Here is a 17,058-nt window from a genome sequence, read left to right as displayed (position 1 = left end):
CGGTTTTATCATTCAGTGACACGCGCCGCAATGGGTAAAACTGACCAGGGTAAAAATGTGTCATCCGTCACACAACAGAATCTATCGGATTGACGGGTAAAAACCGAGATTTTCGCTGTCAGGTGACCCGTTTTGCCCGACTGGCCTTCGACCATTCTGGATTTGCACAGCGCGGACATAATTGGTGATCTCCGGCGTTCATGTGCACCACTTCGCTACAACGTATGCAGGCATAGTCCCCTGCTTCAGGTATGACTTTAAATCGTTGCGTACAGCGTTTAGGCAGAATACTGAGCCCCGGTTTTACGTCTTCATCGGCAAAGAAGTAGACGCTGATTTGCCCGTTCGTCTCCAGAATAGCCAGTTTCACCTGCCCCAGTTGCTCCACACCGTTCAAACGCAGTTCCATAAAGAATTCGAATTCCGTCATATTGGCGCTACTGAGCTTTGACCATGCCAGCTCTCCGTCCTCAATGATCACGACGGGTTTCCCCTCCAGCAAATCCTCCATTTTTTCGCTATGCGCCATCAGCCACATCACCAGCCGATACAGCACGGCAAGAGTAATAAAGACCACCAGCACCGGCAACATTGGAACATCATCATAAAATGCCACGTCTCCCGCCGCAGAACCCAGCGTAAGGATTATCAAGACTTCAAAAAGCGACATCTGGCGTACGCCGCGACGTCCGGTGATTTTTAAAAACAGAAAAACCAATATAAAGGTATAGAGGCTGCGTAGCGCGACTTCTCCCAGAAAATCCATGGGCACCTTATCAAGCGCCATACGGTGTAAATCGAAAGCTTTCATTATTATGCTCTAAACGTGGTTGGCTGTAGGAAAGCATAGCTAATACTTTTATTTACGCCTGAACTCCGGCGACGATAGCGCCGTTCATTGAAAACCCGTATCATTGCGCGCTTTCCGTACGACAAAAGTGATTTTCATGACGCAAACATTTATCCCCGGCAAAGATGCCGCTCTGGAAGACTCCATCGCTCGCTTCCAGCAAAAATTGCTCGACCTCGGTTTTCAAATTGAAGAAGCCTCGTGGTTGAATCCCGTTCCTAACGTCTGGTCGGTACATATTCGCGACAAAGAATGCGCGCTGTGCTTCACCAACGGTAAAGGTGCGACGAAAAAAGCGGCGCTGGCTTCCGCGCTGGGCGAATATTTTGAGCGTCTGTCGACTAACTATTTCTTTGCGGATTTCTGGCTGGGTGAAACTATCGCCAACGGCCCGTTCGTACATTACCCGAACGAAAAATGGTTCCCGCTGACTGAAAATGACGACGTACCAGAAGGTCTGCTGGATACACGTCTGCGTGCGTTTTACGATCCAGATAACGAATTGACCGGCAGCATGCTTATCGATCTACAGTCTGGTAATGAAGAACGTGGCGTCTGCGGTCTGCCGTTTACCCGCCAGTCGGATAACCAGACTGTCTATATTCCGATGAACATTATCGGCAACCTGTATGTTTCTAACGGCATGTCTGCGGGTAATACGCGTAACGAAGCGCGTGTTCAGGGCCTGTCTGAAGTCTTTGAACGTCATGTGAAGAACCGCATTATCGCGGAAAGCATCAGCCTGCCGGAAATCCCGGCTGAAGTGATGGCGCGCTATCCAGCAGTGGTGGAGTCCATTGCCAAACTGGAAGCGGAAGGTTTCCCAATTTTCGCCTACGATGGCTCGCTGGGCGGCAAGTACCCGGTGATTTGCGTTGTCTTGTTCAACCCGGCCAACGGTACCTGCTTTGCTTCCTTCGGCGCGCACCCGGATTTCGGTGTTGCGCTGGAGCGTACCGTCACTGAACTGTTGCAGGGCCGTGGTCTGAAAGATCTTGATGTCTTCACCCCGCCGACGTTCGACGATGAAGAAGTGGCGGAACACACTAACCTTGAAACCCACTTCATTGATTCCAGCGGCCTGATCTCCTGGGATCTGTTCAAGCAGGATGCCGACTACCCGTTCGTTGACTGGAATTTCTCCGGCACTACGGAAGAAGAGTTCGCCACCCTGATGGCTATCTTCAATGCTGAAGATAAAGAAGTGTATATCGCCGACTATGAGCATCTGAGCGTTTACGCCTGCCGTATTATTGTTCCGGGAATGTCTGACATCTATCCGGCAGAAGATCTGTGGTTAGCCAACAACGCCATGGGTGCCCATCTGCGTGACACCATCCTCTCTCTGCCAGGCAGTGAATGGGATAAAGAAGACTATCTCAATCTGATCGAACAGTTGGACGAAGAAGGCTTTGACGACTTCACCCGTGTACGTGAACTGCTTGGTCTGGCGACCGGTGCGGATAACGGTTGGTATACCCTGCGCATTGGCGAGCTTAAAGTGATGCTGGCGCTGGCCGGTGGCGACCTGGAACAGGCGCTGATCTGGACTGAATGGACGATGGAATTCAACGCATCTGTCTTTAGCGCTGAAAGAGCCAACTACTACCGCTGCCTGCAAACGCTGCTACTGCTATCTCAGGAAGAAGATCGCCAACCGCTGCAATATCTGAACGCATTCGTTCGCATGTACGGAGCCGATGCGGTTGAAGCGGCAAGTGCGGCATTAAGTGGCGAAGCGCCGTTCTACGGGCTGCAACCCGTTGATAGCGATCTGCAGGCTTTCCCGGCGCATCAGTCTCTGCTGAAAGCCTACGAAAAACTGCAGCGCGCGAAAGCTGCACACTGGTCAAAATAGTGACAATCAACCTGCGCTGAGTAGGCTAAAGGTATTGTCTGGGCTATATTACGGGGCGCTTTATGCGCCCTGTTTTTTATTTTGGTCAAATCAAAAAATAAATGTAAAAACAAGGTTAAATATTAGTAGTTGATATTAAAAAAATTAGCTTATTAATGTGGTTTTTTATCTCAATTACTCCATTTTAATTAACCGTCTGACAGGAGACAAAAAGAAAAAATTCAACTCACTTTATAATTTTTAAAATTTATTTTTATATGGATAATCAACAAGTTACTCCGTAATCGCATAAAAACCATGCGTCTTACGGGCCTATAAGCCAGGCGAGATATGATCTATATCAAATTCTCATCTATAATGCTTTGTTAGTATCTCGTCGCCGACTTAATAAAGAGAGAGTTAGTGTGAAAGCTGACAACCCTTTTGATCTTATTCTTCCTGCTGCAATGGCCAAAGTTGCCGAAGAAGCAGGCGTCTATAAAGCAACGAAACATCCGCTTAAGACGTTCTATCTGGCAATTACTGCCGGTGTATTCATTTCAATTGCCTTTGTTTTCTATATCACCGCCACAACCGGTACCGGAACTATGCCTTTCGGCATGGCAAAATTAGTAGGTGGTATCTGCTTTTCCCTGGGGCTGATTCTTTGTGTTGTCTGCGGCGCAGACCTCTTCACCTCAACCGTATTGATTGTCGTAGCAAAAGCCAGTGGTCGTATTACCTGGGGCCAATTGGCTAAAAACTGGCTTAACGTTTATGTCGGTAACCTGGTTGGTTGCTTGCTCTTCGTGCTACTGATGTGGCTTTCCGGCGAATACATGACCGCCAACGGCGCGTGGGGGCTCAACGTCCTGCAGACAGCCGACCACAAAGTGCACCATACTTTTGTTGAGGCGGTAAGTCTTGGCATCCTGGCTAACCTGATGGTGTGCCTGGCGGTATGGATGAGCTACTCGGGCCGCAGCCTGATGGACAAAGCGTTTATCATGGTATTACCGGTCGCAATGTTTGTTGCCAGCGGTTTTGAGCACAGTATCGCAAACATGTTTATGATCCCTATGGGTATTGTAATACGCGATTTCGCCACCCCGGAATTCTGGGCCGCTGTTGGGTCTTCTCCGGAGAATTTTTCTCACCTGACCGTGATGAACTTCATCACCGATAACCTGATTCCGGTTACGATCGGTAACATTATCGGCGGCGGTTTGTTGGTCGGGTTGACATACTGGGTCATTTATCTGCGTGGTAACGATCATCATTAATCTGATGATGCCCATTACACGCAGTAAATAAAAAATCCACTTAAGAAGGTAGGTGTTACATGTCCGAGCTTAATGAAAAGTTAGCCACAGCCTGGGAAGGTTTTACCAAAGGTGACTGGCAGAATGAAGTAAACGTCCGTGACTTCATTCAGAAAAACTACACTCCGTATGAGGGTGACGAGTCCTTCCTGGCTGGCGCAACTGATGCGACCACTGCACTGTGGGACAGCGTGATGGAAGGCGTTAAACAGGAAAACCGCACTCACGCGCCTGTTGACTTTGACACCTCCGTTGCTTCTACCATCACTTCTCACGACGCTGGCTACATCAACAAAGCGCTCGAGAAAATCGTTGGTCTGCAGACTGAAGCTCCGCTGAAACGTGCAATCATTCCGTTTGGCGGCATCAAAATGGTTGAAGGTTCCTGCAAAGCGTACAATCGCGAACTGGACCCGATGCTGAAAAAAATCTTCACCGAATACCGTAAAACCCACAACCAGGGCGTATTCGATGTTTACACCAAAGACATTCTGAACTGCCGTAAATCCGGTGTTCTGACTGGTCTGCCAGATGCGTATGGCCGTGGCCGTATCATCGGTGACTACCGTCGCGTTGCGCTGTACGGTATCGACTACCTGATGAAAGACAAATACGCTCAGTTCGTCTCTCTGCAGTCCGATCTGGAAAACGGCGTAAACCTGGAAGCAACTATCCGTCTGCGTGAAGAAATTGCTGAACAGCACCGCGCACTGGGTCAGATCAAAGAAATGGCTGCTAAATATGGCTGCGATATCTCTGGTCCGGCTACCAACGCTCAGGAAGCTATCCAGTGGACTTACTTCGGCTACCTGGCCGCTGTTAAATCTCAGAACGGCGCAGCAATGTCCTTCGGTCGCGTATCCACCTTCCTGGATGCTTACATCGAACGTGATATCAAAGCAGGCAAAATCACCGAGCAAGACGCTCAGGAAATGATTGACCACCTGGTCATGAAATTGCGTATGGTTCGTTTCCTGCGTACTCCTGAATATGATGAACTGTTCTCCGGTGACCCGATTTGGGCAACTGAATCTATCGGTGGTATGGGCGTTGATGGCCGTACTCTGGTTACCAAAAACAGCTTCCGCTTCCTGAACACCCTGTACACCATGGGTCCTTCTCCAGAGCCGAACATCACCGTTCTGTGGTCTGAAAAACTGCCTCTGAACTTCAAGAAATTCGCCGCTAAAGTGTCCATCGACACCTCTTCTCTGCAGTACGAGAACGATGACCTGATGCGTCCGGACTTCAACAACGACGATTACGCTATCGCTTGCTGCGTAAGCCCGATGGTTGTTGGTAAACAAATGCAGTTCTTCGGTGCGCGTGCAAACCTGGCGAAAACCATGCTGTACGCAATCAACGGCGGCGTTGATGAAAAACTGAAAATGCAGGTTGGTCCTAAATCTGAACCGATCAAAGGCGACGTTCTGAACTTCGACGAAGTTATGGACCGCATGGATCACTTCATGGACTGGCTGGCTAAACAGTATGTCACCGCGCTGAACGTTATCCACTACATGCACGACAAGTACAGCTACGAAGCCTCTCTGATGGCGCTGCATGACCGTGACGTTATCCGCACCATGGCGTGTGGTATCGCTGGTCTGTCCGTTGCTGCTGACTCCCTGTCTGCAATCAAATATGCGAAAGTTAAACCGATTCGTGATGAAGACGGTCTGGCTGTAGACTTCGAAATCGAAGGCGAATACCCGCAGTTTGGTAACAACGACCCTCGCGTTGATGATATGGCGGTTGACCTGGTAGAACGTTTCATGAAGAAAATTCAGAAACTGACTACTTATCGTAACGCTATCCCGACTCAGTCTGTTCTGACCATCACCTCTAACGTGGTTTATGGTAAGAAAACCGGTAACACCCCAGATGGTCGTCGTGCTGGCGCGCCGTTCGGACCGGGTGCTAACCCAATGCACGGTCGTGACCAGAAAGGTGCTGTTGCCTCTCTGACCTCCGTTGCTAAACTGCCGTTTGCTTACGCTAAAGATGGTATCTCTTACACCTTCTCTATCGTTCCGAACGCACTGGGTAAAGACGACGAAGTTCGTAAGACCAACCTGGCTGGTCTGATGGATGGTTACTTCCACCATGAAGCGTCCATCGAAGGTGGTCAGCACCTGAACGTGAACGTCATGAACCGTGAAATGCTGCTGGATGCGATGGAACATCCGGAAAAATATCCGCAGCTGACCATTCGTGTTTCTGGCTACGCTGTACGTTTTAACTCCCTGACTAAAGAACAGCAGCAGGACGTTATTACTCGTACCTTCACTCAGACCATGTAATTGGTTTTGACTGAAATCGTACTTTAAAAAGCGTACAATAAAGGCTCCACGTAAGTGGGGCCTTTTTAATAGCCTGCTTTGTCAGCTATCTATACTTATATACTCGATGGATTTCGAGTTGCATTGAGGCGGCAACGGAGTGAATCCCCTGGAGCGTACAGAAGTACGTGACTGGGGTGAGCGAAGGTAGCTAACAAAGATGCAGCTTGAAAGACGAAAAGTATGGATAGCAGCCAAAACAGACTCGACACAGTTAATAACTGTGCACTAACACAGGCCCCGGATGGGCCACACCTGGAGATACACCGCAATGTCAGTTATTGGTCGCATTCACTCCTTTGAATCCTGTGGCACTGTTGATGGCCCGGGCATCCGTTTTATTACCTTCTTCCAGGGCTGCCTGATGCGCTGCCTGTATTGCCATAACCGTGACACATGGGATACGCACGGCGGCAAAGAAGTCACCGTCGACGAGTTAATGAAAGAAGTCGTGACCTATCGCCACTTTATGAACGCATCCGGTGGCGGTGTGACGGCGTCCGGCGGCGAAGCTATTCTGCAAGCTGAATTCGTACGTGACTGGTTTCGGGCCTGTAAAAAAGAAGGTATTCATACCTGTCTGGATACTAACGGCTTTGTTCGCCGCTACGATCCGGTTATCGATGAGTTGCTGGAAGTCACCGACCTGGTCATGCTCGATCTCAAACAGATGAACGATGAAATCCATCAGAATCTGGTCGGCGTATCGAACCATCGTACGCTGGAGTTCGCGCGTTACCTGTCCAATAAAGACATCAAAGTGTGGATCCGCTACGTTGTCGTGCCTGGCTGGTCTGACGATGACGACTCTGCGCACCGCCTGGGTGAGTTTACCCGCGATATGGGCAACGTTGAAAAAATCGAGCTGCTGCCATATCACGAGCTGGGCAAACACAAATGGGTGGCAATGGGCGAAGAGTACAAACTGGATGGCGTCAAGCCACCAAAGAAAGAGACCATGGAGCGCGTGAAAGGCATTCTCGAGCAATATGGACATAAAGTGATGTATTAATGTTTATGCATTAAGGAAGTAAATCATGGATAGATTTTTGCGATACGGAATATTCGCACTGCTCTTTATATTCCATACAGCTTCGGTCCGGTCAGATTCCGGACCGAAGATTCGTTATCTGTATAACGATGACACCACCGAAGAAACAGTCGCTTTCTTCTACGATAACTCCTTTGCTCGCTGTGCCGAATGCAATCCGTACAGTCAAAGTGATATCGATGCGCTACGCTCAACGCCGTTCGATACCCGAATGGGCAATATTTATAAAGTCGCTGATAACAAAATCTGCATCAACGCAGCAGAGTGTTTCCCTCTCCCATTAAAGATTCCAAAAGAGTCCCCCTGGAAGATAATTGATTATCGTTGGGTTGCTGACACACCTGACTATCAGTTAGATAACAATAAATTACCCGCAGCGCAAAAACAGGAAATTACACAAGCCAGTTTGATAACCGCCAGGTTCCAATTAGATCCGTCAGTCAGTGAAGAAGACGGTAATGAAACCAGCGCCGACCACGCTTACTACGTCGCGCAAACCATGGAATCTCTTGAAAAATATAAGCTCCAGATTGTTGATACCGAAAAACGTTACCTGGTTTTTCCCCTTGATAATGGGCTGAAAATCACGGTAGATATGCAAAAAGGTAACGATGGCTTGCCCATTGATTCCTTGTTATACCGCCCTGGTCATGTACCAATAATCATTGATTTAACCGACAGTGAGCTGGTTGCTGCCCGCTTCTACCTCTCAGGCCACTAAAGGATTTCACGATGAGAGTACTTGTTTCAGCATTTTTTTTGCTGCTTGCTCAGAGTACGAATGCCGCCAGCACCTGTGATATCAACGCCATTGTGCAGCATGCGTGGCCGGAGGCAAAACCAGCAGCGGAAGGTCAGATGCTCACCAAAAGCAATCAGGTTATCGATATCACGGGCAACTCAGCGCAAAGCGTAATTTGCCGCGTCTGGCCCGCTCACCCGGAACTGACATTGGCGGCGATTCCGCTGATGGCACAACAGGATAACGATTACGATCATACTGGCGATCTGGAACTTTTGGTACTGGACTCCGCGAGCCTCGACGTTAAACAACGATTACGCCTGCCCGAAAGGATGAATGACGACGCTATTCGAATTTCCGGTCTGATACTGGATACCGCTCGCTGGAAAGTCGCCACTAACCAAACCGCATTTGGCTTGCGGATAGCCCGCACCGGCAGTTCCCGTGTAAATCCATTTAGTGAAGATGTGCTATCGCTGTTTGTTATTGAAAATGACCAACTACGAACGATATTAAACGGTATCGTCCTTGAAAACAGTACCGGGGAATGGGACGGGAACTGTGAAGGAACATTCAACGATATTACTCGTACCCTCTCACTTACGCCTGACTCGCATAATGGATACGTTGATATTCGTGTAAGCGAGAAAAGTGTAGCATCCAACGCCAATCTTCAGGCTGATGCTGAGTGTACCTCAAAAGATAAGTCCAGCAAGGCGAGCTGGACCCTGCTTTATAATGGAAAACAGTATGTCGTCCCCAAAAATCTGGCACCGCTTGAGTAAACGGTTCAGGACATAAAATATTCCGAGAGCTTATTCGCCACGCTTTCAATTGAGAAAATGCTCTTCTGATGCGCTTTACGGCACTCCGCATAGCGCTCATCTTGCTCCTCCAGCGCATTGAGTAATTTGTCCGCCACCATCATTGCACCGGCGATTTCTGCGAAACCATACTCCCCCTCACCCTTCAGGGCTACGGCGGCCTGTAGATTCCAGTCCGAAAGACGGCTAAGCGGCGCAAAGGTGCCGCGGGTCAGCGAAAGGATCCGCGCGCCATGCTGCTTCGCCAACGCCAGCGCTTGCATCATATCAGCCGATGCCTGCTCAGTGTGCACCACAATGATTCCCTGGCTCTGCGGTTCAACCATCATGGATGAGGTTGTGAGGTAAAAACGATCGACAAAACTTGCCGCCTTACCCATTTTAATCAGGTTCATTTGTAAGAACAGCGCGACGGGCACCGCCGTACCAACAGCGTATATCGCGACAGAATTAACCTGGTTGATCCACGCCGCAGCAGCCTGTAATTCTTGCGTATTAATGATGGCATGGCTGTCACGAATGCTCGCCACTACGGCAGAGACCTCATCATTTTCCTGCTCTTCAGGACGCGCAGCTCCCTGCTCCAGCGCAAGCGCAGTTCTGAAATCAGAAAAACCTTTAAAACCAAATGCGCGGCAAAAACGGGTAATACTCCCTTCACTGGTTTCAATAGAATCCGCTAACTCTGTGATCGTATGTCTCATCACAAAATCAGGGTTCTCCGTCACAAAACGGCCCACTTTTTCCAGAATTGGGCTTAACCCTCCAGCCTCATTTCTGATGTTTATCAGTAAGTTAGTGTCAATCTGACTCATTTTTCGCCTTTTTGCTCAAAATGCAAACACAGTCACATCTTTCTGCCCACGTTAAGATAATAATTTTTTTCACAACAAGAGCAATGAAAATAATTATTTTTACAAAACAGGAGAAAAATAAATGAAAGGTCTCATTGTCTGTCGTACCGGTATGGGCAGTTCCTTAATGCTCAAAATCAAAGCGCAAAAAATCATCGACAAGCATGGCTGGGATATTGAACTCGAACATGACGTATTGTCCGGTCTTGCCACCTGGCAAGGGATTGATTTTGTTATCACCATGCGCGACCTCACCGATGAAATCGAAGCTGCTGGATTCAGAGCCATCGGTATAACCGACTTGATGAATAGCGAAGAAATGGAAACTGCGCTCACCAGCGTAATTCAGGGCAACTAACCTCTCCCGGAGGCAATATGGATCTCCTCAGGTTTATTGTATTCGACATTTTGGGTGTAACCCCACTTTTAGTTGGATTTATTGCATTAATCGGTCTGCTCATTCAACGCAAGCCGATTGAAAAAGTATTATCCGGCACCTTCAAAACCATCGTTGGATTTCTGGTCTTTGCGGGTGGCGCGGGGCTGGCAGTGACATCTCTGGGTAATTTCCAGACATTGTTTAGCGATGGATTTGGACTCAAAGGAGTGATGCCGTTGGCGGAGGCGCTAACCGGCCTGGCCCAAACCAAATTTGCCATGTGCGTATCACTCATCATGGTTATCGGCTTTGGCTGGAACTTACTTTTTGCCCGTATTACACCGTTTAAATACATTTTTTTGACCGGCCAACATAATCTGTATCTCTCGGCATTGCTCACCGTCACGCTGAAAGCGCTCGGTTACAGCGATGGCGTTACGATTATGGTTGGTTCTGTATTGTTAGGCCTTGCTGCCTGCATCTACCCGGCCATTGCCCAACCGTGGATGCGTAAGATCACCGGCAATGATGAAATCGCCATGGGTCATTATGTCACACTGGCTTACGCGGCCTCAGGCTGGATTGGCTCGAAGGTCGGCGATCCCAAAGAGTCGACGGAGAAACTGAATCTCCCCGGATGGCTGGGGATTTTTAAAGATTACATTGTCTCAGTCTCTATTTCGGTCAGTATTTTCTATTACATCGCCGCACTGGCAGCAGGGAAAACAGCGGTTACCGCGGTAGCAGGTGGCATGCACTGGTTGGTCTACCCGCTTTTTCAGTCACTGACCTTTACCGCCTCGCTTTACATCATTATTACCGGTGTTCGTTTACTGCTTTCAGAGATCGTTCCGGCATTTCTCGGGATCTCGGAAAAATTCATTCCTAATGCCAAACCGGCGCTCGACTGCCCGGTTGTATTCCCTTACGCGCCAACCGCTACCGTACTTGGTTTTATCTCTTCGTTCGTCGGCGGACTGGTGGTGATGGGAATACTTGCGCTGATTGGTCAGACGGTAATCATCCCCGTCGCGATCCCCTATTTCTTCATTGGGGCAACGGCTGCCGTCTTTGGCAACGCTTCAGGAGGCTGGAAAGGCGCAGTAGTGGGAAGCTTTATTACAGGCATTCTCATCGGCATTGGTCCCGCACTTATCTACCCAATTATGGAATCGGTAGGACTTTCCGGTACCAGCTTCCCGGAAACCGATTTCGTCGCGCTTGGTCTGGTGGTGTATTACATCGGCAAAATGCTGCCCTGATAAGGAGTAAACATGAATATTGATGAATTGAAATCTCATGCGCGATCTGCCCGCCGCGATATTGTCACCATTATTTACGAATCCGGTATTGGTCATCCCGGCGGCGCACTCTCCATTATTGATATTCTGACCTGGATTTATCATGAAGAAGTTCGTCTGAATGAAACACCTCGTGCCCGGGTGGTGATGAGTAAAGGCCACGCCGTCGCGGCACAGTACGCCATGCTGTATCAATTGGGGAAAATATCCCGCAGCGAATTTAGCACCTTTCGTCAGATTAACTCGCGTCTGCAGGGACATCCGAGCGTGAAATCACTTCCCGATGTGGATGCAACAACTGGACTGCTTGGCCAGGGTCTGTCAATTGCGCTGGGGATGGCTGCTGCCAAAAATCGCGCGGGGGATCCCAACCGCGTTTTCGCAATCATCGGCGATGGGGAGATGCACGAAGGCCAAATATGGGAGTCACTGCAACAGGCCGCTCATATGCGGATGGACAATCTGGTCGCCATCATCGACTACAACGGTTTTTCCTCACACGATCCGGTCAATGACGTCATCAATCTCGAGCCACTGGCCGACAAAATCCGTAATTTTGGCTGGCACGTACTTGAGCTACAGGATGGTAACAACATGTGCCAGGTTGCCGACACTTTGCAGCTATCTCGTTATCTGAAAGGCAAGCCGGTAGCTATTATCGCCCGCACCACCAAAGGCAGCGGCGTGAGCTATATGGAAAATAACGGCGACTGGCATTCTAAAACACCCAGTGCGGAACAATACCAGCAAGCTATGGAGGAATTACAGTCATGAGAGCACCACGCGATGAGATTGGTAATGCCCTGCTCGCTTTGAGGGAGAAAGGCTATCCAGTTGTCGTTATCGACAGCGATTTGGCGAGCTCCACCCGCACCGATCAGTTTCAGAAGATCTGGCCTGAAGCATTCTTTGAAATGGGAATTGCCGAAGGCTCCGCGATGAGTTTCGCCACAGGTCAGGCATTGGAAGGTAACATTCCTTTTTACGTTAACTTCGCGATGTTCGTGACTGGTACAGCATGGACACAGCTTCGTCAGGCTTGTTACGCAAAGGCCAACATTAAGCTGGTCGGTAGCCATCCAGGTATGGATGACGGCCCGGATGGCGCTTCGCACCATGCGCTGGAAGATCTAGCCCTGACTCGTGTATTGCCAGGAATCACGATTCTGACTCCGGCAGATGCCGAAGAAGTTGAGGCTGCATTTGAGCAGGCAGTAAACATCCCCGGCCCTGTCTACATTCGTGTTGCCCGGGAACCGATGCCCGTACGCGATAAATCAGTCGTCCCCCGAGTATCCGATATCGAGGCCGTGGAGAGTTCAGGCAACGACTTCGCCATTGTTTATGAAGGAACAGTTCTTGAACAAGCGAGTACGGGTTACGCCCAGCTCAGTGCGCAGGGGAAAAGGGGCAAACTGATTCATGTGGCAACGCTAAAACCGTTCAATCGTCAGCGTTTCCTGCACCTCATTGCCAATTGCCCACGTATCGTCACGATTGAAAATCATACGATTAACGGCGGACTGGGTGGCCAGATTGCTGAAGTGCTGGCTGAAGAAGGAATCAACTCACGATTGTGTCGCCTTGGTACTCAGGACACATTCACCGAATCGGGCAACAGCCGGCAGTTGAAAGAGAAATACGGAATTTCAGCCTCTGCAATCTGTGAAGCACTCAAATAATCTGGTTGGCAGACCGTTACACGGTCTGCCAACTACAATGGGGATAAAACGATGCTATCTACGCTATTTTCAGCCTGGCAGTTTCGCGAACAATGCGGCACCTGGCAGGAAGCCGTGCAGTTGGCCTGTCACCCTCTCGAAGTGCAAGGCGTAATTACACATAGTTATACTCAGGCAATCATCCATGAAACAGAAAAACATGGCCCATGGTATATATTAAGTCCAGAATTTGCCCTGCCTCATGCTCGACCGGATGAAGGCGTGATTGGCAGTAAAACACATCTGTCGCTATTGAGCCTGAAAGAAGCAGTCCTGTTTCCCGGACACCCGGATGTGGGGTTAATCATTGTTCTTGCCGCAGCCAACAGCACTCAACATATCGAAATGATCCAACAGTTGGTGTGCTGGCTGGATGAAGCGGAGCGCTTACACCAGTTATCCCATACCACCAGCCTGGCGCAGTTTCTCTCTATTCTTGAAGTGAGTTAACGCATTACTGTTTCCTGCGCGCCAGAAGCGGGAAAATCAGCCCCAATCCTACCAGCACAAACGGCGTCACGATAAAATCAGGCGTGGGATTATGCGCGGTAAAATGAGCGAGCGGAAACGGCAGGGTGTAAAACTATAATCTTCTGCACACTTTATTTTCAGGGCAAAAGCGTGTGATTAAATAATGCAGGTTCCCATAAAGCATACATAAACAGTATGTATGGGAACCTGTTCGTATTCTGTTAAATCAGGTCAAATATGCGCAATAGAATTGGGCGTATGGCCCGTCTTACGCAACAGCATCAGTAAATAAATAAACGATACGCTGGCGATCATGATAAACAGCAAGCTATCTGAATAATTCTGCATCAGCATCGCGGTAAATGAGGGACCAAGCAGGCTGCCCACGGTATAGCTTAATAACAATGCCTGATTCATGGCGACCAGTTGATGGTGTTCCACCTTTTCACAGGCCCAGGCCATCGCTACCGGGTAGAGAGTAAAACCTGCCGCCCCCAACATAAACAACGCGGGCGCCATCGCCGCCTGATTCAGCATGGCAATACTCCCGACGATTACCACGAAAACCTGAACGCGTAAAACCAGCAGGCGTCCCAGCTTATCCGCCAGACGGCCAATCGGCCATTGCCCCAGGATACCGGCGCTAACCAGAACCGCCATCCAGAAACCAATGCTGGCGTTGCTCACCCCCTGATGGTTGAGATACAGCGGCATCAGGCCATACAAGGACCCCAATACAATCCCGGAAATAATACAGCCGTTAACGCCCAGACGCGCCTGTCGCAGCTTCAGCATGGAGACAATAGGCGTAGACTGCTGTTCATCACCCTGCTGATTGGCAATGCGCGTAAAGAGCAGTGGTAAAACGCCAGCCAGGATTGTACCCGTCACCCACGGCAGAACGTTCATCAATTCAGTTGATACTTTACTAACCAGCAACTGGCCTAAAAACGTCCCCACGTAATAGATCATCATATAAGCGGCAAGCAAACGTCCGCGATTACGCGAAGTCCCACTGCACATCAGCGCACTTTCCACTACCACCCAAATCATGGCGCAGCCAACACCGGCAATAAAGCGCCATGTCATCCAGCTCCAGAATCCCACCATAATCCCCAGCCCGACACAACCTACGGCAAAAATAAGCGAGGCGATGTAATAGCTGCGATTAAAACCAAGGTGTTTTATTAAATACCCGGTCAGCAACGTCCCTACCAGATTACCGGTAAAATAGGACGAGCTCACCACGCCTACCTGCCATGTGGGCAGATTTTCATGGGCGAGCCAAAGCGGGACGAGCGTGTTTAACACGGCGATCGCCAGGGTCAACAGAAGCAGCCCGCATAGCAATAGCATGACGGGACGGGTATAGGTGGACATGAATAAAAACCGTGAGGAAGTTCAAATTTCATGCGCATCATGCCACTGCCAAAAACATTGTCAATCGGCGTAATCAGAGGGCTGAGGCGCTTTCTGGACGATCGATTTGCATTACTGATTCTTAATGTGAATAGATAAAAAGCACAAAAACACATCTGCTTGTTTTTATTGATCTAAAACAAAAATCTCGCGTTGCGTTCAGTCGAAAAATTTCATGGACTCCCCTTACTTTTATTTCTTACTAAACTCTATGCGGGATACAGAGCTGCATTGTCTTCAAAATAGAACAGTGAGTTCTTATTTATCTATCTAATCCAAATATCGTTCTTTTCGTAGACTTAAACTCATCAAATTTCCCCCACCGATGCAGAACAGGAGAAATACCATGACTAAACCTTACGTAAGACTTGATAAAGATAATGCGGCAGTACTGCTGGTCGACCATCAGGCTGGCCTGCTCTCTCTGGTTCGGGATATCGATCCCGATAAATTTAAAAACAACGTGCTTGCTCTCGGTGACTTAGCAAAATACTTCAAACTCCCGACGATTCTGACAACCAGTTTTGAGACTGGACCAAATGGGCCGCTGGTGCCGGAACTAAAAGCTCAATTTCCCGATGCGCCTTATATTGCTCGCCCCGGAAACATTAACGCGTGGGATAACGAAGATTTCGTGAAAGCAGTAAAAGCGACCGGCAAAAAGCAGCTGATTATCGCCGGTGTCGTGACGGAAGTTTGCGTTGCCTTCCCTGCGCTCTCGGCGATTGAAGAAGGTTTTGACGTCTTTGTTGTCACCGATGCTTCAGGCACATTTAATGAAATTACCCGCCATTCAGCATGGGATCGGATGTCGCAGGCCGGTGCTCAATTGATGACATGGTTCGGCGTCGCATGTGAGCTGCACCGCGACTGGCGTAACGATGTCGAAGGTCTGGCGACGTTGTTCTCGAATCACATTCCGGATTATCGCAATCTGATGACCAGCTACGACACGTTGACCAAGCAGAAGTAAAACCAGGGCGAAACCCCTGGCCTGATGTATTGTTAATGGCGCTTCACTTATCAGGCCTACAGATCGTGCAGGCCTGATAAGACTTGAGTTAATCCTGGATACTATAAATTAACTCGCCACCGCCATACCAACGGTCATATGCAAACCGTAAAACACGCCACGACCAATCAGCTCACCGACCAGAAGCAAAATAAACGCCACGGAAAGCAGCGGAACGGCAGGCTGGTAGCCCTTCACCTGCGGCACAATCCAGCAGCACAGCGCTAATGCCAGTACCACAATCCGCCACGCCATCAGCGATCCGTAATCCGGAACCAGCGCAGAAGCCTGTTGAATCGAACTGTGGATCGTCGCCAGTTCAGCCCCCTGCATGACAGACATGATGGCGCTCACGACCAGAGCAAGCACTGAGATAGCTGGCAGCAGGCGCATTGCCCAACCATCCACGCCAGCAATTCTGAGTAACAGATATCCCAGCAGCGGCCCGCCCATAAACATCGTCAGGAAGAAGCCCAGCGGCGTCCAGACGCTGTACCAGGTCGGCACAGTATCGATGGTGTTATACACGCGTACCATCATCCAGACAAAAACCACGCCCAGCACCATGGTGACAACTAACCACAGATTACGTAATGCGGGCGACATTTTTTTCAACGTAGCCAGCAACCAGCCGATACCGCCAACAGCAAAGAAAATTGAGCCACTGGCAATCTCATTACTTAATGCAGAAGATCCTACGCGATTGAGTGAGTTAAAAGCGCGCATCGGCGAGCCCAGATGGAGCATGGAAGCAATAAAGCCAATGCCCATTAATACCCACAGCCCGAACATGCAGGCAATCACGCGCTGCTGCGATTCTGGGCGTAAGTCGCCTTTCATCAACGCCAGCGCCAGAACGATAAAGCCGCCAACCACACACTGTCCGAAGACCGTGAAGATCATCAGCGGCCATTCATGCCATCCACTTCCCAT

At 49.4% G+C, this 17,058-nt stretch carries 16 protein-coding genes and 1 pseudogene; 12 read left to right on the top strand and 5 right to left on the bottom strand.

What is annotated here, in order from left to right; genetic code table 11:
- Positions 1 to 118: 118 nt before the first annotated feature.
- The gene (locus OGV94_RS18025; protein WP_043015756.1) at positions 119 to 811 is read right to left on the bottom strand and encodes a DUF421 domain-containing protein; all 693 of its coding nucleotides are present in this window, start codon (positions 809 to 811) and stop codon (positions 119 to 121) included.
- A gap of 136 nt (positions 812 to 947) precedes the next feature.
- On the opposite strand from OGV94_RS18025, the gene ycaO reads away from it, so the two are divergent.
- The 6 genes from ycaO to OGV94_RS17995 all read left to right on the top strand — a co-directional run bounded on the left by ycaO (position 948) and on the right by OGV94_RS17995 (position 8,929).
- Positions 948 to 2,708, top strand: coding sequence for a 30S ribosomal protein S12 methylthiotransferase accessory factor YcaO (ycaO, locus tag OGV94_RS18020; RefSeq protein WP_080626331.1), 1,761 nt, complete (start codon positions 948 to 950; stop codon positions 2,706 to 2,708).
- A 404-nt stretch (positions 2,709 to 3,112) separates the two neighbouring features.
- Positions 3,113 to 3,970, top strand: coding sequence for a formate transporter FocA (focA, locus tag OGV94_RS18015; RefSeq protein ID WP_043015755.1), 858 nt, complete (start codon positions 3,113 to 3,115; stop codon positions 3,968 to 3,970).
- Between the two features lie 59 nt (positions 3,971 to 4,029).
- Entirely contained in the window at positions 4,030 to 6,312 is a 2,283-nt protein-coding gene (gene pflB, locus OGV94_RS18010) for a formate C-acetyltransferase (protein WP_043015754.1), read from the top strand.
- A gap of 310 nt (positions 6,313 to 6,622) precedes the next feature.
- Positions 6,623 to 7,363, top strand: coding sequence for a pyruvate formate lyase 1-activating protein (pflA, locus tag OGV94_RS18005; RefSeq protein ID WP_003035751.1), 741 nt, complete (start codon positions 6,623 to 6,625; stop codon positions 7,361 to 7,363).
- A gap of 25 nt (positions 7,364 to 7,388) precedes the next feature.
- Complete coding sequence (locus tag OGV94_RS18000) at positions 7,389 to 8,123, top strand: hypothetical protein (RefSeq protein ID WP_047412343.1); 735 nt, start codon at positions 7,389 to 7,391, stop codon at positions 8,121 to 8,123.
- Between the two features lie 11 nt (positions 8,124 to 8,134).
- Entirely contained in the window at positions 8,135 to 8,929 is a 795-nt protein-coding gene (locus tag OGV94_RS17995) for a PA3715 family protein (RefSeq protein ID WP_286523899.1), read from the top strand.
- Between the two features lie 5 nt (positions 8,930 to 8,934).
- Here OGV94_RS17995 and OGV94_RS17990 read toward each other — a convergent pair whose 3' ends face one another.
- Positions 8,935 to 9,783 carry a MurR/RpiR family transcriptional regulator gene (locus tag OGV94_RS17990; protein WP_042309464.1) on the bottom strand — a complete coding sequence of 283 codons (849 nt, stop codon included), beginning with the start codon at positions 9,781 to 9,783 and terminating at the stop codon, positions 8,935 to 8,937.
- A 121-nt stretch (positions 9,784 to 9,904) separates the two neighbouring features.
- Here OGV94_RS17990 and OGV94_RS17985 point away from each other — a divergent pair, with 121 nt between their 5' ends.
- From OGV94_RS17985 to OGV94_RS17965, 5 genes are read left to right on the top strand one after another with little or no spacing between them, the layout of a single operon-like run.
- A complete protein-coding gene (locus OGV94_RS17985; protein ID WP_042309466.1) occupies positions 9,905 to 10,180 on the top strand; it encodes a PTS sugar transporter subunit IIB in 276 nt (91 codons plus the stop codon).
- A gap of 17 nt (positions 10,181 to 10,197) precedes the next feature.
- Positions 10,198 to 11,463 carry a PTS ascorbate transporter subunit IIC gene (ulaA, locus tag OGV94_RS17980; protein WP_042309469.1) on the top strand — a complete coding sequence of 422 codons (1,266 nt, stop codon included), beginning with the start codon at positions 10,198 to 10,200 and terminating at the stop codon, positions 11,461 to 11,463.
- 12 nt (positions 11,464 to 11,475) lie between these two features.
- On the top strand, positions 11,476 to 12,276 hold the full coding sequence (locus tag OGV94_RS17975) for a transketolase (protein ID WP_087052622.1): 801 nt from the start codon (positions 11,476 to 11,478) through the stop codon (positions 12,274 to 12,276).
- The gene (locus OGV94_RS17970) at positions 12,273 to 13,184 is read left to right on the top strand and encodes a transketolase family protein (RefSeq protein WP_042309472.1); all 912 of its coding nucleotides are present in this window, start codon (positions 12,273 to 12,275) and stop codon (positions 13,182 to 13,184) included. The genes OGV94_RS17975 and OGV94_RS17970 overlap by 4 nt, the downstream gene beginning before the upstream one ends.
- Positions 13,185 to 13,235: 51 nt before the next feature.
- The gene (locus OGV94_RS17965) at positions 13,236 to 13,673 is read left to right on the top strand and encodes a PTS sugar transporter subunit IIA (protein WP_286523897.1); all 438 of its coding nucleotides are present in this window, start codon (positions 13,236 to 13,238) and stop codon (positions 13,671 to 13,673) included.
- Between the two features lie 4 nt (positions 13,674 to 13,677).
- On the opposite strand, the pseudogene OGV94_RS25240 reads toward OGV94_RS17965, so the two are convergent.
- Both OGV94_RS25240 and OGV94_RS17960 read right to left on the bottom strand, forming a co-directional pair.
- Positions 13,678 to 13,746 (bottom strand): annotated as a pseudogene (locus OGV94_RS25240) (transporter); the annotation flags it as partial.
- 179 nt (positions 13,747 to 13,925) lie between these two features.
- Positions 13,926 to 15,074 (bottom strand): MFS transporter, encoded by a 1,149-nt coding sequence (locus OGV94_RS17960; RefSeq protein WP_043015749.1) that lies wholly within the window; start codon positions 15,072 to 15,074, stop codon positions 13,926 to 13,928.
- Between the two features lie 385 nt (positions 15,075 to 15,459).
- Between OGV94_RS17960 and ycaC the strand changes: the two genes are divergently transcribed.
- Entirely contained in the window at positions 15,460 to 16,086 is a 627-nt protein-coding gene (ycaC, locus tag OGV94_RS17955) for an isochorismate family cysteine hydrolase YcaC (protein ID WP_043015748.1), read from the top strand.
- A gap of 108 nt (positions 16,087 to 16,194) precedes the next feature.
- On the opposite strand, the gene OGV94_RS17950 is transcribed toward ycaC, so the two are convergent.
- Complete coding sequence (locus OGV94_RS17950; protein ID WP_193144701.1) at positions 16,195 to 17,058, bottom strand: dimethyl sulfoxide reductase anchor subunit family protein; 864 nt, start codon at positions 17,056 to 17,058, stop codon at positions 16,195 to 16,197.

The sequence above is a fragment of the Citrobacter sp. Ce006 genome, from assembly GCF_030336535.1.
Classification (GTDB): Bacteria; Pseudomonadota; Gammaproteobacteria; order Enterobacterales; family Enterobacteriaceae; genus Citrobacter; species Citrobacter europaeus.
This window is presented reverse-complemented; position numbering and strand designations above follow the sequence as displayed.